This window comes from Flavobacterium sp. N2038 (genome assembly GCF_025947185.1).
In the GTDB taxonomy this organism is placed as follows: domain Bacteria; phylum Bacteroidota; class Bacteroidia; order Flavobacteriales; family Flavobacteriaceae; genus Flavobacterium.
The window spans coordinates 832,275-857,003 of sequence record NZ_CP110001.1; the positions used below are offsets into that span (position 1 = coordinate 832,275).

Below are 24,729 nucleotides of genomic sequence, written 5' to 3' on the forward strand. Positions count from 1 at the left end.
ATATAATAAAATGAAAATATTCATAACAGGGATTTCAACCGATGTGGGTAAAACTGTAACTTCTGCAATTGTAGTTGAAGCTTTAGAAGCGGATTATTGGAAACCTATTCAGGCCGGAGATTTAGATAATTCAGACAGCCATAAAGTAAAGGCACAAGTTTCAAATTCCAAATCACAATTTTATCCAAACGCTTATAAATTAAATACACCGGCAAGTCCGCATTTAGCTGCAGAAATTGACGGAATCACAATTGATTTAAAAGAAATTAAAGAACCAAAAACCAAAAACCATTTAGTTATTGAAGGAGCAGGTGGAATTTTTGTACCATTAAATGAAAAAGATACAATTGTAGATTTGATCCAACCCGAGTATAAGATAATTGTAGTTTCAAGACATTATTTGGGAAGTATCAATCATACCTTGCTCACAATTGAAGCAATTCAGCATCGCGGATTTCAGGTTGATGGAATTGTTTTTAGTGGAAACGAAAACAAATCGACCGAGAGTTTAATTCTCAATAAAACAGGAATAAAATGCATTGGAAGAATAGAGGAAGAACCGTATTTTGATCAAAATGTAATTAAAGAATATGCTGATTTATTTCGAGACAACTTACTTAATTTATAAAGGAAAGAAGATAGAATAAAGAAAATAGACATTCCTGCCTTTGTAAAAATTGTAGCGTTTAGTTTTTTTTCTATTCTCTAATATCCATATTCTAAACAAGATGACATTAACAGAAAAAGACAGCCAATATCTTTGGCATCCGTATACACAACATAAAACATCTCAAACTCCAATTGCAATTTCAAGAGGTGAAGGAGCTTTACTTTGGGACGAAAATAATAAAGAGTATATAGACGCGATTGCCTCCTGGTGGGTGAATCCGTTTGGGCATAGTAATAAATTTATTGCTGATGCCATTTATAAACAACTAACTACTTTAGAACATGTTTTATTTGGAGGTTTTACACATGAACCTGCAATAAAAGTAGCAGAAAGACTGATGGAGATTTTGCCGGATAATCAACAAAAAATTTTCTTTTCTGATAATGGTTCAACAGCAGTTGAAGTAGCGATAAAAGTAGCACTACAGTATTTTTTTAATAAAGGAGAAAAACGTACTACAATAATCGCTTTCGAAAATGCTTTTCATGGAGATACTTTTGCTGCAATGGCTGCGAGCGGGATTTCATTTTACACACAGGCTTTTCAGGGAATGTTTATAGATGTTGTTCGTATTCCGGTGCCGGTAAAAGGACAGGAAGAAGTTAGTTTTGAGGCACTGAAAAATGTAATTCAGAATCATAACTGCGCCGGATTTATTTTTGAACCCTTGGTTCAAGGTGCGGCAGGAATGGTGATGTACGAAGCGGAAGCTTTGGCAAAACTAATAGGGATTTGTAAAGAGCATAATGTTTTAACAATTGCCGATGAAGTAATGACAGGTTTTGGTAAAACCGGAAAAACATTTGCAATGGATTATGTCGCTGAAAATCCGGATATGATTTGTTTGTCGAAAGCTTTGACAGGAGGAACAATTCCAATGGCAATTACAACTTTTACTCAGGAAGTTTTTGACGCTTTTTATGATGATGATATTAATAAAGCATTGTTTCATGGACATACTTTTACTGCAAATCCTACAGGCTGTGCGGCAGCTTTGGCGAGTATAGATTTATTGCAGACAAATGAAATGCAGACAAATATTGAACGCATTAATAAAAGCCATCTGGAATTCCAGAAGAGAATTGAGAATCATTCGAAGGTTGTTACAACAAGAACTTTGGGTGTTATTTTTGCAGTTGAAATTAAATCAGATTCTGAGGAAAGCTATTACGGGTCAATGCGAACAAAACTCTATAATTTCTTTATAGAAAAAGGCGTTGTTTTGAGACCGGTTGGGAATATAGTTTATATTCTTCCGCCATATATTATGACAGATGAGCAGCTTCAAAAAGTATACAAAACGATTTTAGAAGCGATAGAAATGGTATAATTTTTTTAACCATATAAGTGATATAAGCCCAGTTAAGCAAGTTTGTTTTGCGATTTATTATGTGAACTTATATCACTTATATGGTTAAATAATGCGAACTTTGCGATTAAATAAAATATTTTGAATACACAAAAAATTTCTATAACAGCTTTTTCTTCCATTTCTTCTTTAGGAAATAATGCTGAAGAAGTCTGGAAAAAGTATCTCGATAATCAACATTGTTTCTCTAAACAATTTTTAGATCAACAAGATACTTCGGTTGCTATTCTTGATGCTGAATCAAAGCAAATGGTTACTGAAATTAGAGAATCAGATTCGAAGTATAAATTTCTGGATGACTCTGTTTTATTTGCTTTGGCCGCTTCTCGTAAAGCTGTTGAACAAGCAGGATGGAATTCAAATGATGTTTTCGGAATAAATATTGGTTCGTCAAGAGGCGCAACTGATTTATTCGAAAAACATTACAAAGAATATATCGACACCGGAAAAGCACAAACTCTTGCGTCGCCAACAACAACATTGGGAAATATATCTTCCTGGATCGCTCATGATCTGCAAAGTGTTGGTCCCGAAATTTCGCATTCAATAACCTGTTCTACAGCACTTCATTCTTTATTGAATGGAGTGGCATGGTTAAGATCCGGAATGGCAGATAAATTTTTGGTTGGAGGAAGTGAAGCTCCTTTAACCGATTTTACAATTGCTCAAATGCGGGCTCTAAAAATTTATTCCCGTATTGATCAGGATCAGGAAAGCTGGCCCAATTTAGCTTTTGATTTTGAGAAAACGCAAAACACCATGATTTTGGGTGAAGGCGCTGCGGTTTGTTGTTTAGAAGCCGGAGAAAAAGAAAATGCAATTGCTTATGTAACGGGAGTTGGATACGCGACAGAAGTTTTAGAACATAACATTTCAATTTCTGCAGAAGCAACTTGTTTTCAAAAATCAATGAAAATGGCTTTAGAGGGAGAAAATCCTGAAGATATTGATGCAATTGTAATGCATGCACCAGGAACAATAAAAGGTGATTTGACAGAGCTTCGTGCTATTGAAAAAGTTTTTGGATCTAAATTGCCTTTGTTGACTACTAACAAATGGAAAATAGGGCATACTTTTGGAGCTTCAGGGATTTTGAGTTTAGAATTGGCGCTTTTAATGATGCAGAACGATACATTTATTGGTGTGCCATTTGGAGAAAAACAAAATCAAAACAAAAAGATTAAAAAAGTTTTAATTAATGCAGTTGGTTTTGGCGGAAATGCAGTTAGTGTTTTGGTTGAAAAAAGATAATGAACTAAAGTAAATTTTGAACATAAAAAAATCCATTCCGGTGTCGGAATGGATTTTTTATGACTTATGGGTTGCTTTATTGCAAAACAATTTTTTTAGAAACGATAAAGTCATTGTCTAAAGTTACCTTTACAATTAAAACCTGATTACCGGATTGTAAGTTTGAAAGTTGTAATTCAGTTGAGTTTACTTTCTTTTTATCATATAGCAATTTGCCTGTAATATCATAAACCGAAACTTCTTTTATCGTTTCTTTTGATGACAGTACTTTGATAATTTTATCTTTTACAGAAACCAAGACACCGTTTTCAATATTTTCAAAGCCATCCGTTCCAAGCGTTTTATTGGTATAACGAAGAACAAAACGATCTGGGAAAGTACCAATAGCTGTAGTAAAAGTATAATTACCAGCACGAAGATCTATTATTTGCCCCGATTTTTTGTCTTCAAGATAAATTGCCTGATTGTTAAATACTCCATCAACATGATCAATTGCAATGGTAAAATCACCAGCAATTGAGGTTACATACCCTAACGGAACAAGATCAGTTTTTTCAAAAGGAAGTGCGCGTCCTTGGACAGTAAGTTTAGCATCATCGTTGATACTGTAGAAATCCAGATAGGTATTGCCACTCATTGTCCATCCATCATAATTCATATCCCATTCATTTGTTGCGCCATCTACGTAACCAACTAAAACTTGTTTAAAAGCCCCTTTAGCATTAGTAAGATTCAGCCAAATACGATTTTTTTCGTTTTCATCAGAACCATCAGTTTTGAAAAATTGTTTGTTATTTGCGGGAATTCGCATATCATTGGTAAACTTCACCTTTACATTGGTAGATGGAGTTGCAAAGAATGCCTGACCTGCAGCAATTTTTCCTGTTGGCTGACTTCCTCCCGTTTTTGCAGGACCAGTTGCTACTCCGCCCGTTAAACTATAAACAGCATAGTCATTAACGGTATAATTATATTTTGCATCGCCCGGAACTGCATCACTTGGCGGGCTGTTGTGTGTCCAGAAATACAAAGCCCCAATATCATTTCCTGCAAGAGAGTTTATTTTGATTAATTTATCTGCATCTATAGCTGACGGATATGGATTTCCTAATAAATAAGAATGTGTCGCAACAGGTGTTACCAGGATCTCTCCATTATTTGGGATTCCAAAAAATGAAGCATTATAAACAGCAGGAATGTCTAAGTTATAATTTTGTGGTGCTCTTACTATATATCCATCACCCGGAGTCATTACCAATATTCCGTTATAGCTTATTTTCCAAGCTCCTGTTTTAGTGTCGTAACTATAGTATTTGTCTGCTAAAGTTGCTGGAGATAATTTTTTAAGCGTAAACTTAGATTCAGCAGTTACAGGAGAAGACCAGAATGTAAAATCGTATCGACGAACAGGAGCACTGGTTCTTTGTAGTTCGAATGAATTTACATCTCCGCTAAACATGGTTTTACTAGTATTATTTTGCAATAACGAACCACCGTTTTGCACTAAAAGTTTTCCTCCTGCAGCAACAGTTATATTTTCGTTTACCGTTAAGGTTTTGTCGGCCGGAATGATAAGAGTTGCTCCGGCTTTAATGGTACACGAGCAAACTTCAATATCCGATTGCAGGGTTGTATTGCCGGATATCGTAATTGCGGTTAGACCAGTTGGAGCATTACCTGTTCCGTTATAAATAGTTTCAACCGGAATAAATTTTACATTCACATTTGCATCACCGGCATCTTCTCTTAAGCGAATTTCGACTCTTGAGTTTTTATTCAGAGAATATGTTTTACCATCTTCTACTAAAACAGATCCGGTAGAGTAGGTTCTCGTAAATATTAAAACATCATCAATTCGAATTTCTGTTACATCATCATTGTTTACGACTTGTACTTGGTAATCTCCACAAGGAAATCCTTGTCTTCTGTGAGTAAGTGTAAAATTGTCTATTTGTATTGGAGCACCTTTCCATTCTGAAGAACTTGACGGAGATAATTTTTTGTTCCAGTATGATTCAGAATTCAGATTTACGCTTGGGTCAACATAAGTTCCTGCATAACTGGTTTTTATATTGTCAATATTTAAATCAGCTTGTGTAAAACCAAAAACATTCCACACATTATCGCCATAAGGAAGAGATTGATCTCCTTTTACCAATCCGTACAAAAATGATATCCTTGAAGCGCCTGCTTTTTCGTAATATTCCAACATAAAAGTATGAGTTCCTGCTGTATTGAAAGTATATTGTGCCGTATATTTATTATACCCGTGATCACCCCATGAACCTGTTGGGTTAACTGTCACCAAAACATTATCAATATAGAGTCTCACCCCATCATCTGCACCAATAGTAAAGTTATAAGTTCCGGCTTCGGTCGCAGTTTGCATTAAGTAACGAACATAAAATCGGTCGCTTGGCGCGGTACCGCAAAAGGAATCAGCTTCTACTGTGGGATCACCATAAATGGTTCCGGTATCAATATTTCGATCGAAATTAGCATTTTCAGCAATAGAACCTACATAAGTCGTCATATCCGGAGTATTTCCGGTATACGTATAAACATATCCTTTCCAGCGATTAATACCCGGAGTTAAAGTTGCAATACAAGGCGGAGCCGTAACAGTAACTGTTACAGTTGCTGATGAATAGGAAGTTCCGTTAGATAATGTATAGGTAAAAGTGGTTGTTCCTGTATACCCTGCTGTTGGAGTAAAAGTAATCTCTTTGTTGCTGTTAATCTGAACAGTTCCTCCAATACTTGGTTGTGTATAAGTTATTGAAGTTGAAGAATCGTAGTTTTCATCATTTGCTAAAATTGGAATATTTACAGGTGTTTTATTATCTGTACTTGCAGTGTCCGGATTTGCAGTTAATAAATTTGAAGAATCTACAATCCCTGTAATTGTTGGACCTAATTCTCCTCCAACGTCATGTTTTATTTTGAAATATCCGTTTGAAGCATCAGTTACACCATAAGGATATATTCTTATGTAAAATGTCTGATCGGTTAAACTCGTTGCCGTTACATTAGCAGGGAAATTCATGATGACTTCCGTATCAGTATTTTTTACTGCGGTAGTTTCACCCTGAAGAATTGCACCTCCGTCAGTAAAATTTGGATCAGTAGAATATCGTACCTGATATTTAGTTGGTCCTGTGCTTCCGGTAGGAGAGTTATATATAAACTTAAATTGCGAAAGAATTAGTTTGTAATTCGGTTTTGGTTTAACACTTACCTCTACATATTTATTTAAGTTAAGTGCATTTGTGTTTTTTAGATTACTTATATTAAAGTAATTTGCATTTGAGCCGCTATTTGTAATTAAAGTTATGCCACTTCCACCTGCGCTAATGTCATTTCCTATTAGGTTAGGATCTGTTACAACAGCTTTTGGCTTGTCTATTGCACCGTTCCAGATAATCAGACGAGGTGTAATTTCAGTAACTATTACATAGACAGTTGCGGTAGAGGTTTTAGGCCCATTTGTAAGGGTATATGTAAAAGACGTAGTACCTTTAAAATTTGTAGCTGGCGTAAAATTTAAAATGTTATTGTTGTTTGTCACAGTTCCATCACTAACAGGAGGCTGTGTATACGTCATAGTTGCTCCTGTATAATTAGTATCATTCGTTAACGGATCAAAAGCAATTGCTCTTTTTTCCTGAGTAGTTACAATGTCATCATTTGCATTTAGGTTTGATGGATTGTAAGTTGAAACAGTTCCGGTAATGGTTGGAGTGGTGCCGCTACCAGCTGTATTTCCGTTTGCTAGAAATATTGGAGAATTAGGATCACTATTAGATTTTAATTTATAACCATATATGCGCAAGGTCAAAGTTTCTCCCGCATATAAAGTAATGTTTGAAAGATCGAGTGATTTAGTGACTTTGCCGGAGGCCGTAGCTTCATCAATCAATAAAGTACTGGTTGCAAAGGCATTTTTAGAATAGCGTACCTGATATCTGGAAACATAACCGTTTCCATCTTTTTCATAAGTAAACCTGAAAGCGTTAAGCTTAATTTTATATCCGGTTTTTGCAGAAGCACTAACCTCAAAATACTTGGTGTCATCAATGCTAAATGATGTTGGCCACTGTGTTCCCCTAAAGCCTTCCCATTGAACAGGAGAAAATGAGATACCGGTTCCGCCAGTAATATTTCCTGCTGATACAGAAGCGGTAAAGCTTGACGTAATAGTTGGGGATGCATTGGTAGGACCATTCCATTGCACAAGGACATCTTGCGAAAATCCAAAAAAGGGTAATAACAACAAAAATAAAAGTAGAGTTTTTTTCATATTATATGGCGTAAATCAGGTTGTTATGCAGGCATAGTAAATTAGCCGCACAAAGATAGATACATCTACGATTTACAAATAATGATGGTTTTCTAAAGGCCAAATAATCGATGAAATGTTGAAATTAATCGTTGAACTACATATTAATTTTTATGTTCTTGTGGATATTCTTATAAATACAGAATCTAAAAAATAAGAAAAACCGTAAAATTTACACTTAAAACGACTAGTCTTTAGATGAAAAACGATAAAAACGCGAGATAGGGTAAATATTTTTCAAGAAATCAACATTTGTATAGGGAAGTATTTTCTGATAAATGGAGCTTTTTTGTGAAGATTATTAAAGGTCGAAAAAGGGCATAAAAAAATGGAACTTAATTTTGTTCCATTTCTTTTACTTTATCATAAACCAAGTTGCTTTCGTAACCACGACGGAGGAGATAGTCGCAGAACTTTTTCCTCTTTTTTAGCGTATTTTTTTCGATAATGCTATTCCAGCATCGCTCTGAAAGTTGGTCGAGGGTTTCTAAATACTCTTCGTACGAAATTTCTTTAAGTGCCAGATTAATATTTGTCGAAGAGATGTTTCTCATTTTTAATTCGTTTGTAATTCTGATTTTTCCCCAAAATTTAATGCGATGTTTTCCTCTGGCGAAACTACAAGCGAATCGGGTTTCGTTTAAAAAATTACCCTCAATTAACTGAACCACAATTAGATCTATTTCATCGCTGGTCATTTTTAGGCTATATAATTTTGAAACCACTTCATCATGACAACGTTCCTGATAGGCGCAAAAGTGTTCTAATTTCTGTAAAGCTTCTTTGGGAGTGATAACTGAATTCATGAGTTTTTTCTTTCTTTTTAACTATAAGTGCTAAAAATATTCAATATGTTGTTAAAATTTGGACAAAAATTGTGCTTATTCTTAAAAAGTATTTTGCTAAAATGTTGTGTGTGTGCGGAATTATAATATTTTTGTGCGATAATATCAGAGATTAAATTCTACTTAAACAAAACATTTTAAACAATTGATTTGGTGATTTTTGAATCCAAAATCAAAAGTACTTCGTATATCTATGTAAGTACTTTTTTTATGTTTCGTTTGAGATAAAAAACAAATTTATAATAAATACCACAGTATATATGATAAGAAAACTACTTTACTCGTTTTTATCGATTATTTTTTCTAATGCTTCTAAGAAGAAATCTTTTACAGTTGATTTAAGATTGCTTTGTTTGGGGATGTTTTTTGTTGTTTCGTTTGTGAATACTGTTGAAGCACAAATTTGGTCTAATCCAATTACTGGTGCCAATCCAAGTGCCTCAAATCCGTATACAACGGGACAATCAGTTGCATCTAATCTATCTGTAAGTGGAATTGGAAGAGCAAATGTATTGGGAGCAGTTAATGCCGGTAATATTTATGCTGCTAGTGGCTGGACAAACAGTAATAATATTAATACAAATAATTATTTTGAATTCACATTAACGCCAAATGCTGGATACGAGATTGACTTTACTAATTTTATATATACTGGTACAAATACTAACGGACCAACAAGATTTGCATTGCGATCAAGTTTAGATAACTACCTATCAAACATTGGAACTTCGAATTCTGTTGGTGGTACTTTTGATTTGTCTACTTATCAAAACATTGCCTCACCAATAACTTTTCGACTTTATGGTTATAGAAATCAGAATGGTGGTAATTTTAGTGTTAATGATTTTGAATTTAATGGTAGTATTAGTTGCAGTAATAATATTACAGCAACAGGAGTAACAATATGTCAAGGTGGATCTGGAACTATTTCTTATGGAGTGGGGAGTACAAGTTTATCTGGGAATACACTTACAGGAAGCTGGAACTTAGGAACTGATCCTGTTGCATATAGACCAGGAGGTGAGACTACAGGACCATTTAATGATACATCTACTTGCTTGTTTATAAGCTCAGAAGCAAAAAGATCATATGTAGCTACAACATTTCAGGTTAGTGTTACGGGGAATTATACCTTTAAAATGACTGATAGCGGAGCTTATGATGGTATTGGATATATTTATACAGGAAATTTCACGCCTGGAGATTGTGCAGGAGGGGGTGCTTTTGTAAGAGGGGATGATGATGATGGCGCAGTTGGGACAGAACCAAAAATGGTTAATGTTCCTTTGGTTGCAGGAACAACTTATACTTTAATTTCAACTCAGTTTAATCTTCCAGCGGTAAACGCAAACTTTACTTGGACGATAACCCCTCCATCAGGCGGAGGTTTAATAACGCCAAGTTGGTATACTACAGCAACAAGTACATCACCAATTACATCGGTTTCACCTTTTAACCCGGTACTTTTTAGTACATCTGGGCTGACAAATACAAATACGCCTGGTACTACAACTTATTATGTCTCTTTTCCTTCAGTTACAGGATGTAGAACAGCTGTAAATTTTGTAATAAATCCACTTCCAACAATATCAGGGACATTAGGAGTCTGTGTAGGTTTTACTACACAATTAACAGGGTCAGCTACAGCGGCAGCTTCAACGCCATGGACATCGTCTTTGCCTGCAGTTGCAACTGTAAGTAATACTGGATTAGTCACAGGTGTTGCAGCAGGAACTAGTGTTATAACTTACAAAAATAGTAATGGCTGTACTCAAACCGCTACTGTAACAGTAAGTCCGGTACCTACAGCTGCGACAATAAGTGGCAATACAACTGTTTGTCAGAATTCAGGCTCTCCAAATATAACATTTGCAAATCCTCAAACTTTTCCTGTTACTGTTACTTATAATATTAACGGAGGATCAAGTACTACAGTAAATATCGCAGCAAGTTCTGTGGCAAATATTGCTGTACCAACAACAACTTCAGGAGTATTTGTTTATAATTTGGTTAGTGTGGCAAATCAGTCTGCAACAACTTGTTCGAATGCGATTTCAGGTTCAGCAACTGTAAGGGTAAATTCTATACCAACTATTACATTAAATAAAACAGATGAAACTTGCGCTTCATCTAATAATGGAACTATTACACCGGTTCTTTCCGGAGGACTTACAAATGTTAGATATATTAAATTAACGCAAAAATATGTAAATGCAGCTGCGTGGCAACAAGTTGCGGAGATACAGGCTTTTGAAATTTTTACAGGGACTAATGTCGCATTATCTACAAATGGAGCCTCTGCAACTGCAAGTTCAATTTATAGTAATAATCCTGGAATATATGGTCCGCAAAGAGCAATTGATGGGAGTTCGGCCAGTATATGGCATAGCAATTCTACAAACATTAATGAATTTATAATAGTTGACCTAGCTTCTGGAAAGAATTTAGATTATTTACGAATTTATAATCGTGCCGATTGCTGCCAAGAAAGAGGACAAAATATGTTGTTAGAATTACTTGATGCATCAAGTAATGTAATTTATTCTAAAACCGTGGATCTTTTTGAAAATATATATGGTTCACATTATATCGATGTGAATGTTTTAGATGTTTCTTGGGGAGATCCAGCGACGACTTTAAACAGAACAGGTTTAGATGTTGGAACATATACCTTAAATTATTCAGATGCGGTGGGTTGTTCTGCAAGTTCTCAGGCTACTATTGCTACAACTAATCCAAATACTTCAATTACAACTCAACCTTCAGTTTCGGCAATTTGCGCAGGAAGCAACACTTCGTTTAGTGTTGCAGCTTCAGGAGTAGCTTTAACATATCAATGGGAATTAAGTACAGATGGAGGAACAAATTTCGGCCCTTTATCTAACGGAGGAGTTTATTCAAATGTGACAAGTGCTACAATGAATATTACTGGTGCGACGGCTTTAATGAATGGATATCGATATCGTGTTGTTGTTACTGGTACATGTTCTGCAGTAACTTCGCCTGGAGTTGCTCTTACGGTTAATAGTTCCCCAACAGTTACTTCAATTGCAACACCTACTGTATTGTGTATAGGAGGATCTTTAAGTATGACAACGCCAACAGTTACTGCCAATGGTTCTGCAATTACCGCACAAGGATGGCAAATTGAAACGGGAGTTTCAAGTGGAGCGTACACAAGTTTAACTTTGCCATACACAGTTGCATTAGCAGATGATGGTAAAGCGATTAGATATTCTGCTACTAGTAGTTGCGGAATTACAACTAGTAATTTAGTTACTGTTACAGTAAACGATAAACCAACTATTACTTCTATTTCAGCTCCAGCTGCATTGTGTACGGGAGCATTATTAAATATGACAACACCTACAGTTACTGCAAATGGTTCTGCAGTTTCTGCACAAGGTTGGGAAATTGAAACAGGAGTTTCAAGCGGATTATATACAGGTTTGACTTTACCGTATACAACTACATACGCAGATAATAGTAAGACAATTAGATATTCTGCTACAAATAGTTGTGGAACAACAACCAGTAATTCAGTTACTGTTACAGTTAATACAACTCCAACGGTTACTTCAATTACGGCACCCGCAGCATTGTGTTCTGGAGTATTATTAAATATGACAACACCTACAGTTACTGCAAATGGTTCAGCAGTTTCTGCACAAGGTTGGCAAATTGAAACAGGAGTTTCAAGTGGATCATATACAGGTTTGACTTTACCATATACAACTACATACGCAGATAATGGTAAGACAATTAGATATTCTGCAACAAATGGTTGTGGAACAACAACCAGTAATTCAGTTACTGTTACAGTAAATGAGAAGCCAACAGTTACTCCAATTACAACACCAACAGCATTGTGTACAGGAGGATCTTTAAGTATGACAACCCCAACAGTTACTGTAAATGGTTCTGCAGTATCCGCACAAGGTTGGCAAATTGAAACGGGAGTTTCAAGTGGAGCGTACACAAGTTTGACTTTGCCATACACAGTTGCATTAGCAGATGACGGTAAAACGATTAGATATTCTGCTACTAGTAATTGCGGAATTACAACTAGTAATTCAGTTACTCTAAAAGTAAACGCAAACCCAACAGCACCAGTAGCATCACCTACTCAGCCAACTTGTGCACAGCCAACAGGAACTATTACAGTTAGTAGCCCTGCACCGGGAGCAGGAATTTCTTATGGTTTAGACGGAACTACTTTCCCAAATACAACAGGAGTATTTACCGGACTTACAGATGGGGTTTACACTGTTTATGTGAAAAACGGTTCTGGTTGTATTGCATCTGCAACTCCAATTACGATTGCATCAACTGGTGCAATAGTATGGACAGGAAATACAAGTACAGACTGGAATACAGCAAGTAACTGGTTACCGGCAGTAGTTCCGGGATTGGGAGACTGTGTTTTAATTCCTAACACAGGGGCAAAAAATTCGGTTATTAGTACTGATGTAAGTGTCTATTCTATCTCGGTAAACAACGGAGGTTCATTAACAGTTTTATCAGATAAAATTTTAACAGTTACAGAAGGAATTATAGTTGGTACAAGCGGTTCTTTTATTTTTGAAAATAATTCCAGTTTAATACAAAAAAGTACAAGCAACAGTATTAATATAGGAAACATTACATACAAACGTAAGTCAGCACCTGTACGTCGTTACGATTTTACGTTCTGGTCTTCTCCTGTTAAAAAGGAGTCTGTTTTTACACTAAAAAAATTATCTCCGTTAACTTTGGCAGATAAATATTATAGTTACAACACCACAACATCAGCATGGAAAATAAATAATGGTGGAACATTGACAATGATTCCGGGTGATGGTTATATTGTAAGAGCGCCACAAAATTTTGATTTAGTTGCTACTGCAATTTATCCTGCTTCCTTTATCGGAACACCAAATAATGGTGACATCGAAATAACACCGGTTGCAGATCATTCTTATTTATTAGGAAATCCATATCCATCTGCTTTAAATGCGAAAGAATTTATTGAATATAATTCCCTTGCAGGAAATGATGTAGGAGCCTTGTATTTCTGGACGCATAACAGCCCCCCAAGTGATGCCGTTTCTGGTGATGCAAAATACAATTATACGGTTAATGACTATGCTGTTTACAGCTTAGTTGGAGGAGTAGCAACTGGTCCTGCAAAAACAGGAGGAAGCCAGCCAACAGGAGTAATTGCTGCAGGTCAGGCATTTTTTGCAACTCCATCTACCAATGTTAAAATAAAGTTTACCAATGATATGCGAATTGGTGCAGGTAATAGTCAGTTTTTCAAAACCAAAGGTTCTAATGAAACGGAACAAAATCGTCTTTGGTTAAACTTTACCAATGCTAAAGGAGCTTTTAAACAAGTTTTAGTTGGTTATGTAGACGGTGCCACAAATGGCTGGGACACGAACTATGATGGTTGGACAATGAGTGGTAATACTTATCTGGATTTCTATAGTATTAATGATGCAGATAAACTTACTATTCAGGGGCGTGCACTTCCTTTTGAGAAAACTGATCTTGTTCCTTTAGGATATGTAACCTCAATTGCCGGTGATTTTACTATCGCAATAGATCACGCAGATGGAGTATTTACAAGTCAGGCAGTTTATCTGGAAGACAAGAAGACAGGACAAATAATAGATCTTCGTGCTGGTAATTATACTTTTAATACAGCGATAGGAACTTTTCCAAACCGTTTTGTTCTGCGTTATACCAATAAAACACTTGGAACAGGTGACTTCGAAAATATTGAAAATGGTATCTTAGTTTCTTCAAAAGATAAAACAATCAAAGTACAATCTTCTGTAGAAGCTATTAAAGAAGTAACCATTTTTGATGTAGCCGGAAAATTAGTTTATAATAAAAAGAAAGTGACTTCAAACGAATTGCAGATAACAAATTTACAAGCTGCAAATCAGGTTCTGTTAATAAATATAACCTTAGAAAATGGTTTTACGACAACCAGAAAAGTAATCTTTCAATAGATAAATAAAATAAGGAAAATTAAAGTTTTTCTTTTTCTAAAAGCCATTTGCTACATTAATAGCAAATGGCTTTTTTTATAAATATCACTAAAAGTGGGTATTGTAAGCCTAAGAAATGAATTTTAAATTAGAGGTTATTTGCTAATCTGATTTTTAGACTTTGAAGAGAAACTTATTTTACACGTTTATTCTGATTGTGTTTTCCTGTAATTTCGGACTTCATGCGCAACAAGGAAAGGTTGATATTACTTTTAATACTCTGGATGATGGTTTAACAGGGGACGGATTTGATCTTCCTGTTCACACTTTGTTTTTACAGCCCGATCAGAATTTAATTGTTGGAGGTGAATTTTTAAATTTAAATGGTGTTCCCGCTCCTTATTTAACACGTTTAAAACCGGATGGAAGTGTTGATGAAACTTTTAATATCGGAACTGGTTTCAATGGCAAAATATATGCTTCATATGTTCAGCCAGACGGAAAGATAATAGTGAGTGGCAGCTTTTCATCTTTTAACGGAATTAGTGCCGGAAGAATTATTCGCTTGAATACCGACGGTACTTTTGATGCTTCATTCAATAGTATATTAGCAGCTACAGACGGAATAATCTATGGAATTGCAGCGCAATCAGATGGTAAAATAATTATTACCGGTAGTTTTGCAAAGTACAATAATGTTACCGTAAATCGTGTTGCCCGTCTTATGCCCGATGGTTTATTAGATACCTCTTTTTTGCCAGGTTCCGGATCTGCCCTTAATATAATGAATGCGAAAGTTCTGCCCGATGGAAGAATTTTGTTAGCCGGTAATTTTACAATGTTCAGTAATGTATCAAGCAATAAAATTGTTTGTCTTAATCCGGATGGTAGCAGAAATGCAGACTTTTCTTCGGGCTCAGGGTTTGATGATGATGTTACCACGATGATAATTCAGCCAGATGGTAAAATTATTATAGGAGGTAAATTTACTTCTTACAATGGAAATCCGGCAAACAGAATTATTCGTATTAATAATGATGGTACAGTTGACAACAGTTTTTTCTCAGGCTCAGGTTTTAGTTTAGGAGTTGTTCAGACTATTAAAATTAATCCTGAAGGAGAAATAATGGTTGGAGGATCTTTTACAGGTAATTATAATGGAGAGAGAGTTAATCGTGTTTGTTTATTAAATTCAGAAGGAAGATTTTTAGATACTATTGATTTCGGCTCCGGTCCGGGTTCGGCATCTGTTTTTGCTTTAGAAAATGATGAAGAAGGCTCCTGGTATATTGGAGGGTCGTTTTTAGTTTTTGATAGTTTAAATCAGGGGCGATTAGCCAAGATTAATCCGGAGAAAGAGTATGATACAGGTTATTTGTCTTCAGGAGTCGGTTTTGATAATTCGATTTATAAAGTACTTCCATTAGAAAACAAAAAAGTAATTGTCTGCGGTAATTTTAAAAAGTTTAATGGAGAATTTACCTCAAGAATTGCCAGACTTGTAGAAGATGGTACTTTAGATTCTACGTTTAATACAGGACAATCCGGAGCTAATAATTTAGTAAAAACCGCAGCATTACAATCTGACGGAAAAGTTATTATAGGAGGTAACTTTACCAAATATAATGATGCTGCTATGAATCGTATAGCACGTATTTTACAAAATGGTTATATAGACCCAACATTTAATGTCGGTTCCGGTTGTAATAACCAGATTTATGCTATGGCAATTCAAAAAGATCAGAAAATAGTAGTTGCCGGAAATTTTACGCGTTACAATAATTTACCGGTTGGGGGAATAATTAGATTGCTGCCGGATGGATCAGTTGATACTTCTTTTGATGTTGGTGCTGGTGCAGATGCCGTTATTGAGAGTGTTTTAATTGAGCCAAACGGGAAAATTTTGGTTGGAGGACGCTTTACTAGTTTCAATAAAGTAACAGCTAATCATTTAGTTCGATTAAATTCTGATGGGAGTATGGATTCCGGATTTAATATCGGAGCGGGTTTCGATAAAAATATTTTTGTAATGGGATTGCAATCTGATGGGAAAATAATAATTGGAGGTAATTTTGTAAATTTTAACGGTGTTTCTCAGAAACGTATACTCAGATTAAATTCTAATGGACAATTAGACACCTCATTTAAATCAGGAGTAGGGTTTAGTAAAGGAGATGTTCGGAGTATCTTGATACAACCTGATGACCGAATTTTAGTAGGCGGTACTTTTTCAGGTACTTATAATAATCGTATTGCATTAAGATTAATTCGTTTATTAAAATCAGGCAGCTATGATGATTCTTTTGAAGCGCATCTCAATAATAAATTGTTCACGATGGGTTTTACATCAGACCAAAGACTTATTATAGGTGGTGATTTTCATTCTGTGTCTGGAATTTCCAATCATAGAATAGCCCGATTAAAACTTTGCCTTGAATCTACCACATGGAATGGAATTTCGTGGTCTAATGGTTTTCCATCCGGCGGAAAAGAAGTTTTTTTCAATGAAGATTATAGTACTTTGACGTCTGCTGATATTTGTAGTTGTACTATAGAAGAGGGAAAGAATGTGACCCTTTTAAGCGGAAGTACTTTGGGAATTGAATTTTCATACATTGGTTCAGGAATATTAACCTTAGAAAATTCAGCAAGTCTTTATCAGACAGATGATGATATTGTAAATACAGGAATCGTCCATTTAAAAAGAAACACGACACCGGTATTAAGATATGATTATACATTTTGGTCATCGCCGGTTGTGAATCAAAAATTAATAGACCTCTCTCCAAATACTTTGTCAGATAAGTTTTACTCGTATAATTCTAATACTAGTAAATGGAAACTGGAAAATCCTTTAAATAAAATGGAGACAGGAACAGGATACATAATTAGAGCTCCTCAGAATTTTTCGATTACTGATCGTTCTATATATAAAGCGACATTTAAAGGAGTTCCTAATAATGGAAAAATTATGGTAAAACAAGGAGCACCCAATACTTCTAATTTAATTGGCAATCCATATCCATCTACTCTTAATGCGGATGTTTTTTTGAGAAAAAACGCACCAGTTCTAAAAGGAGCACTGCATTTTTGGACGCACAATACTCCTATAACCAATTTAGAATACTCAACAGATGATTATGCCACTTACAATTTACTTGGAGGAGTTGGTACAAGGGCATCTTTATCGATTGGAGAAACTACACAGATTCCAAACGGGAAAATAGCCTCAGGTCAGGCATTTTTTGTTGTAAGTAAAAATTCGGGAGATATTGAATTTAATAATAGTATGCGGAGTACAGATAATAACTCATTCTTTTTTAAATCAGTAAATAGAGAAGAGAAAAAGAATAATAATGTGACAGAGAAGCATCGGATTTGGCTAAATTTTGAAAACAAAACCGGAATTTTTAAGCAGATTCTAATTGGGTATATCAATGGAGCAACAAATTTATTTGACGATCAATATGATGCTGAATCTCTAAATGGAAATCCATATGCCGATTTTTATAGTAGCATTGATGATAAACAACTGGTAATTCAGGGACGGGGATTAGCTTTTGATATGTCTGATGTAATTTCTCTTGGTTTTGCGACTTCAGTGGAAGGAGATTTTACAGTAAGCATCGATCACGAAGACGGACTTTTTAATACTCAGGATATTTTTATTGAAGATAAAGATTTGGAAATTATACATAATCTCAAGAACAGCCCATATTCTTTTAAAACCCAAAAAGGAACCTACGACAATCGCTTTGCTTTAAGATATACAGATTACACATTGGCAACTAATGATTTTAACAGTAAAACGAATATGATTTTGGTTTCACTACACAATCAGATGATAAAAATTGATGCTTGTGAGCAAACGATAAAAGAAATAATGATTTTTGATATGTCCGGAAGATTACTGTATCAAAAGAATAAAATTCTGGATACTAAATTTTCGATACAAAAAGACCAATTTCAACATCAGGTTATACTCATTAAAATAACAACAGAAAACGGAAAAACGATAACTCAGAAAATTGTTGTTTAGAGTAAAATTTTGCCAAAATTTTAATTCCATTTTTTACTGTGGAAATAGATTTTTTTTGAATTTTTTCTTCAGGAATTTTCGTTTTGGTGACGTTTTTTTTTAATATTTTATTTCATTTTTTTTAAACAGCCCTTTCGGATTAAAATAAATCAAAACCAGCTATTTAAATAAATAGATGAGCGACAAAATTTAAATGATGAACTACACTAAAAATTAAAATTCATGGGAATTTACTCTAATAAATTTTATTTTTCAAATATATTTAACTGTTTTTCAATTAATTATTTAAATTTTGTACATTGTTGTTAGGATTTTGTCAACTGTTTAGAATGTGTTTTTCCGATTCAGAATATTGTGTTTATAATCGAAAAAATGGCATAAATAAAATCCTTTTTAGATGGCCCCTTCATCTGCTTTAACATACTGATGTTAAATTTAAGTACCACAATTATTTATGTCCTATAATAAGTAGAATTCTTCTTTTCATGCCAGTTTCAGTTTGTGGTATTTAAAATTATAAAATGATTTTCATAAGAGTTTGGATTTAGATTTTAATAATTTTTAAAATATCGCCATATGAAAAAACTTTTACTTTTATCAGTATTCATTTGTTTGCCATTTTTTCTTATCGCACAAACAACAGCAACATTTACAATACCCGGAACTCAGACTTTTGTTGCTCCCGCAGGGATAACCTCTATATCTGTTGATGCATGGGGAGCCGGTGGTGCGGGTGGTAGTTCTACCAATCCTGGTAGTAGCGGTGCTAGAGGTGGCGCCGGTGGTGGTGGTGGTGCATTTGCCAATGCAACATTAACAATTGTATCCGGTGCGTCATTAAGTGTTGTTGTAGGTGCAGGAGGTAAAGGAAGTATAGGTACAGGTAATGGTGCAAACGGAGGAGCAGGTGGTTTTTCTACTATCACGACCTATGCAATTACAGCAGATGGAGGGAAAGGCGGACTAATGAACAACGGAGCTTTGGTAGCAGGTGCCTCCGGAGGAACTGTTGCTGCTTCTGTAGGAACGACTAGAACTGCCGGTGGAAATGGAGGAGACGGAGAGTCAGGAATAACAGATGATTCAGGAAGTGCTATTAATTCTGGAGCCGGTGGAAATGCGGCAAATGGAGGCGGTACTGGTGGTGCAGCTGTTGGTGGTTTTTTGTCTTACAATAATGGTAATAACGGAAATGCTCCCGGTGGTGGTGGAAGTGGGGGGCGTTCCTCTTTTTTCGGTGCTGCCAGACGCGGAGGTGATGGAGGCGACGGTAAAGTTGTAATAAAATTCAATTGTCCGACTTACAGTTTAGACACTGCCACAGCATCTGATGTAAATGTGTGTTCCGGAACTTCGTCAGAGGTTACTTTAACAGGAACAGCAACTTTAGGATCGGTATCGCAACCATTACCTATAGGTCTCTATTCTGTTTCTTATGATATACAAGGTGTTACGCAAACTCCTGCCGCAATGAAAGTGACGACAGCAGGAACAGGAACCTTTATTGCAACAGGTTTTACAAGTGTAGGAACCAAATACATTACCATTACAGCGCTTAGTTCAGGTTCAAGCTCCACTGCTTCAGAAAATTGTAATTCTACTATTACCGGTAATAATAATGTACCAGTTGTGGTAAATTCTTCAGGTACAGCTCCGGTGGCTTTGGCCGTAACCAATGATACCTGTACACAAATGACAGCAAACTGGCAGGCAGTTACGGGAGCACAGTATTATGAATTTGACTTATCAACAGATAGTGCTTTTGGTTCTTTTGTTACAGGTTATAGTGCACTTAACGTAGGCAATGTATTGTCGTTAACTATAACTGGTTTAACCAATACTACTTATTATTATCGAGTAAGAGCGTTTAACGGAACTTGTCCTAGCGCAAATTCAAATACTATAACATATGCAAATCCGGCAACACCGAGTGCGCCGGTTTTAAATGCGATATCAGGTAATGCATGTACTCAGTTTACGGTAGGGTGGGCAATTATACCAGATGCAACATCATACAGAGTTGAATGGTCACAAGATAACTTTGCTACAACTCTGGGGTCAGCTTCCAATCTTACAACAAATACTTATACGATAACAGGTTTAGCTCTGGGTGGTGTTTACAAATATAGAGTGGCTGCTATCAATAGATGCGGGTCAAGTCCTTGGGCCACAAGTGGTGATGTTACAACAGTTAGTAATCCCCCAGGAACAGTATTGATGCCTCAGGGAGCAAATAATATTTTTTGTGATTCTTTTAATGCAAGGTGGAGTCCAGTTACAGCTGCTACCAGTTATTTACTGGATGTTTCTAAAGATAATTTTACAACTTACTTAGGAACTTATCATGATTATGATGTTGGAAATGTTACTAATTTTCAAGTTTCAGGTTTAACAATCGGGACAACTTACCAATATAGATTAAGAGCAAAAAATGGTTGTGGAATTAGTGCTTCATATTCAACTGTTGGATCACAAGCACCATTAGCAAGTAATCCTGGTACACCGGGGGGGCTTTCAGCACCTGCTGTTACTGTTTTATGTACTGGGTTTAAAATGCAATGGAATGCAAGTACTAATGGACCTATAGATTATACTGTACAAGCCTCTACTAGTAACAATTTCACTACAGGTATACAAACAGTTAATAGTGTTACAGCCACAAACTATACGTTTACAGGTTTAACTCCGGGAACAAGATATTATTACAGAGTTCGGGCTCGCAATAGTTGTGGTGTTAGTGCCTATACTTTTGTGTCGTCGCCCCCCGCACCACCTAGTGTACTTTTGCCTGCTACACCGGGTGTTCCAACAATTGCGCCCATTAATACAACTATTTGTCAGACAGATGGAGTGACTCTAGCGCCTGTTAGCCCTAATGCTGCTTATACATACGTTTGGTCTACAGGCGAAACTGGGCCAAGTATTTATGTGACCAGTGCAGGAAGTTATACAGTACGGGCAGAGGTTGCAGGAGGTTGTTCAAGTGCAATGTCAGCTCCAGCTACGGTTGCAATTGACAAATTGCCAACCGCAGTTGCGGGAGGATCGCAAACGATCTGCTCAAATCAATCTGCGACGGTTTCAGGTGCATCTTTTACCAATGGAACAGCTCAGTGGACATTTAGTGGAGGAGCAGGTACTTTGACTAATGCTACAACACCCACTCCAACTTATACACCGGTATTGGGTGGTGCGGCCAGAACTGTAGTTTTAACGATGACAGTAACCAGTCCTGCATCAAATAAATGTGCGCCACAAATTGTTACCGCAAAATATACCATTAATATTCAGGCAGCGCCTACCGTTTCTATTGCGGGGTCACAAACGATTTGCCCAAATGGATCTATGACTGTGGCAGCAGGTGAAGCAAATGCAGCAAACGGAACTATTTTATGGACACACGATGGAACCGGAACACTTACCAATGCGACAACTTTAACACCAACATATGCGGCTGGGGCGGGAGATACAGGAAAACAAGTAACTTTAACTTTGACTGTAACAGCTTCACCAGCATGTAGTACAGCTTATGTCGTATCAGATATTTATCCTGTTGTGGTACTTGGAAATAATACAGCAGCCACAGCATCTTCAACCCCAATATTGTGTGTTAATACTCTAATGACAAATATTACACATGCAACTACGGTTGCAACTGGAATTGGAACTCCGGTTAATTTACCTGCTGGTGTAACTGCAAGTTGGGCATCAAATACAATTACAATTAGTGGTACACCTACTGAAGCAGGAATATTTGCCTATAGTATTCCTTTAACGGGAGGTTGCGGAACTGCAAATGCTACAGGAACAATAACAGTAAATTTAAATACTGTTGGAGCTGCATCGTCATCGCCAACACTTTGCTCAAATTCGGTGATGACAGATATTACGCATGCAACTACCGGTGCTACAGGAATTGGAGCAGCTAACGGTTTACCTGCTGGTGTTACGGCAAGCTGGGCATCAAACACAATTACAATAAGTGGAACACCTACCGAGGATGGAACATTTAATTACAATGTTCCATTAACCGGTGGTTGTGGTGCAATTGTGGCAACAGGAACAATTACGGTTAATCCGTTGCCTCCTACGCCCAATGTAGGAACAATTACGCACCCGACTTGTGTGAATCCAACAGGAAAAATAGAATTAATCAGTTTGCGTTCGGTAGCAAACTGGACGATTATCCAGACCGGCCAAGTTTCTCAAACTTATTCTGCAACAAATACAAATTATACAATAGATAATCTTGCGCCTGGTACTTATTACTTTAGTTTTCAAGAAGGGTCAGATTGTCCATCATTACCAACAGCAGGTGTTGTGATTAAGGCTCCGGTTACTAATATTTGGAATGGTACCGCATGGTCTGTTGGAAGCGCTCCTCTTAATACCGACAGTATTGAGTTTGCAGCAGATTTTCAGTCTACAGGAAATCTGACAGCCTGCTCTTGTAAAGTTGATGCTGGAAAAAATGTTACAATAAAATCCGGACATACTTTAAGACTTGAAAATGGGCTTACAGTCGATTCAGGCGTGGGGACAAATATGATATTTGAAAATAATGCAAGTTTAGTGCAGGTCAATGATGTTTCTAATACAGGAAATATTACTTATAAACGTAATACAACCCCTGTTCGTCGTTATGATTTTACATTTTGGTCCTCTCCCGTTACACGCACACCAGCATTTACATTAAAAAATTTATCACCAAATACTTTGGGTGATAAATATTACAGATATGATCCATTAAATGGCTGGGTAATCATTAACGGAGGAAATGCAGAAATGGAAAAAGGAAAAGGGTATATTATTAGAGCTCCACAGAATTTTGATATAGACTCACCTGCGGTTTTTAATGGATCCTTTATTGGAGTTCCTAATAATGGAGATGTTTCTGTTACGGTGGCAACCGCTGAGAAAGATTATCTTATCGGGAATCCATATCCTTCAGCAGTATATGCAGATCAGTTTATTGTTGATAATACGAGCGTTCTATATGGTACATTATATTTCTGGACACACAATAGCCCGCCAAGCAAAGCAGTGGCCGGAAATGCAACTTACAATTATACAACTGACGATTATGCAACTTACAATTTATCAGGAAGTGTTGTTGTTGGATCTATGCAAGGTCAGGGTGCCGGAACTACGGGTAATCAAAATGCACCTTTGGGTTATATTGCTGCGGGGCAATCCTTTTTTGTAACTTCTAAAGGAACAGGAAGTGCAATCTTTAATAATCAAATGCGTTTTGATGGAAATAATAGCCAGTTCTTTAAACAAACTAAAAATAATAAAGGATTGGCAGATCTGGAAAAACATAGAGTTTGGCTTAACTTCACGAATACCCAGGGTGCTTTTAAACAAATATTAATTGGTTACTGTGAGGGAGCAACAGATAAATGGGATGATAATTATGATGGTAAAAGTTACGACGGAAATAAATATATTGATTTCTATAGTATAAATGAGGCTAATAATTTGACTATTCAGGGAAGAGCCCTGCCATTCAATGAAAGCGATATTGTTCCACTAGGTTATAAATCGACGATTGCGGGTGATTTTTCTATTTCAATTGATCATGCAGATGGTAGCTTAAGTACACAGAATATCTATCTGGAAGACAAAAAAAATAATGTCATCCATGATTTACGGGAAAGTAACTACATGTTTACAACCGCCATAGGAACATTCAATGATCGTTTTGTATTACGCTATACCGATAAAACGCTGGGAACAGTTGATCTTGACAATCTTTTAGATTACGTTTTGTTTTCTGTTAAAGACAAAATAATAAAAGTGACATCGAGTAAAGAGATATTAAAAGACATTTATGTTTTTGATTTATCGGGAAAACTCATCTACAGTAAAAATAAAATTGGTGAAACCGAAATCCAAATCTCAAATCTGCAATCAGCCAATCAGGTATTGATGATTAAAGTGGTAGGAGATAGCGGTCATTCTAAAACTCAGAAAATTATTTTTTAAAACCACAAACATTTCAACATTGGTTATTTGAAAAGCCATTCCGTTTTTTCGGGGTGGTTTTTTTTTGTTATATGGGTAAAAGCCTTTCTGTTAACAGGGTATTGTTTGTTTCTTACTTTAAGAAAAACGGTTAAAAAAGCAATACAAAAATGTTAAAGTCGTAATTTTTAACGCAAAGTCTTAAAATGTATTGTAAAAAAAATCGTACCTTGTTTCAAGTCTTTATCGACAAACACACATATAAGCCCGT

The 24,729-nt window shown here is 36.0% G+C and carries 8 protein-coding genes; 6 read left to right on the top strand and 2 right to left on the bottom strand.

Annotated features, from left to right (window positions below; genetic code table 11):
* Positions 1 to 10 precede the first annotated feature (10 nt).
* From bioD to OLM51_RS03680, 3 genes are all read left to right on the top strand, one after another.
* Positions 11 to 628 carry a dethiobiotin synthase gene (gene bioD / locus OLM51_RS03670; protein WP_264553051.1) on the top strand — a complete coding sequence of 206 codons (618 nt, stop codon included), beginning with the start codon at positions 11 to 13 and terminating at the stop codon, positions 626 to 628.
* Between the two features lie 100 nt (positions 629 to 728).
* On the top strand, positions 729 to 2,000 hold the full coding sequence (gene bioA, locus OLM51_RS03675) for an adenosylmethionine--8-amino-7-oxononanoate transaminase (protein WP_264553052.1): 1,272 nt from the start codon (positions 729 to 731) through the stop codon (positions 1,998 to 2,000).
* 120 nt (positions 2,001 to 2,120) lie between these two features.
* Entirely contained in the window at positions 2,121 to 3,290 is a 1,170-nt protein-coding gene (locus tag OLM51_RS03680; RefSeq protein ID WP_264553053.1) for a beta-ketoacyl synthase N-terminal-like domain-containing protein, read from the top strand.
* A 76-nt stretch (positions 3,291 to 3,366) separates the two neighbouring features.
* Here OLM51_RS03680 and OLM51_RS03685 read toward each other — a convergent pair whose 3' ends face one another.
* Together OLM51_RS03685 and OLM51_RS03690 are read right to left on the bottom strand one after the other, a co-directional pair.
* The gene (locus tag OLM51_RS03685; RefSeq protein ID WP_264553054.1) at positions 3,367 to 7,590 is read right to left on the bottom strand and encodes an Ig-like domain-containing protein; all 4,224 of its coding nucleotides are present in this window, start codon (positions 7,588 to 7,590) and stop codon (positions 3,367 to 3,369) included.
* Positions 7,591 to 7,964: 374 nt separating this feature from the next.
* On the bottom strand, positions 7,965 to 8,435 hold the full coding sequence (locus OLM51_RS03690; RefSeq protein ID WP_264553055.1) for a regulatory protein RecX: 471 nt from the start codon (positions 8,433 to 8,435) through the stop codon (positions 7,965 to 7,967).
* Positions 8,436 to 8,734: 299 nt separating this feature from the next.
* Here OLM51_RS03690 and OLM51_RS03695 point away from each other — a divergent pair, with 299 nt between their 5' ends.
* The 3 genes from OLM51_RS03695 to OLM51_RS03705 all read left to right on the top strand — a co-directional run bounded on the left by OLM51_RS03695 (position 8,735) and on the right by OLM51_RS03705 (position 24,479).
* Positions 8,735 to 14,473 (top strand): T9SS sorting signal type C domain-containing protein, encoded by a 5,739-nt coding sequence (locus tag OLM51_RS03695; protein ID WP_264553056.1) that lies wholly within the window; start codon positions 8,735 to 8,737, stop codon positions 14,471 to 14,473.
* Positions 14,474 to 14,633: 160 nt separating this feature from the next.
* Positions 14,634 to 18,491, top strand: coding sequence for a T9SS sorting signal type C domain-containing protein (locus OLM51_RS03700; RefSeq protein ID WP_264553057.1), 3,858 nt, complete (start codon positions 14,634 to 14,636; stop codon positions 18,489 to 18,491).
* A 576-nt stretch (positions 18,492 to 19,067) separates the two neighbouring features.
* Positions 19,068 to 24,479 carry a fibronectin type III domain-containing protein gene (locus OLM51_RS03705; RefSeq protein ID WP_264553058.1) on the top strand — a complete coding sequence of 1,804 codons (5,412 nt, stop codon included), beginning with the start codon at positions 19,068 to 19,070 and terminating at the stop codon, positions 24,477 to 24,479.
* Positions 24,480 to 24,729: the final 250 nt, after the last annotated feature.

Bases quoted from the DNA above. Each gene is read 5' to 3' on its own strand.
- bioD (WP_264553051.1), top strand. From the start codon at position 11: ATGAAAATATTCATAACAGGGATTTCAACCGATGTGGGTAAAACTGTA.
- bioA (WP_264553052.1), top strand. From the start codon at position 729: ATGACATTAACAGAAAAAGACAGCCAATATCTTTGGCATCCGTATACA.
- OLM51_RS03685 (WP_264553054.1), bottom strand. From the start codon at position 7,590: ATGAAAAAAACTCTACTTTTATTTTTGTTGTTATTACCCTTTTTTGGA.
- OLM51_RS03690 (WP_264553055.1), bottom strand. From the start codon at position 8,435: ATGAATTCAGTTATCACTCCCAAAGAAGCTTTACAGAAATTAGAACAC.
- OLM51_RS03695 (WP_264553056.1), top strand. From the start codon at position 8,735: ATGATAAGAAAACTACTTTACTCGTTTTTATCGATTATTTTTTCTAAT.
- OLM51_RS03705 (WP_264553058.1), top strand. From the start codon at position 19,068: ATGAAAAAACTTTTACTTTTATCAGTATTCATTTGTTTGCCATTTTTT.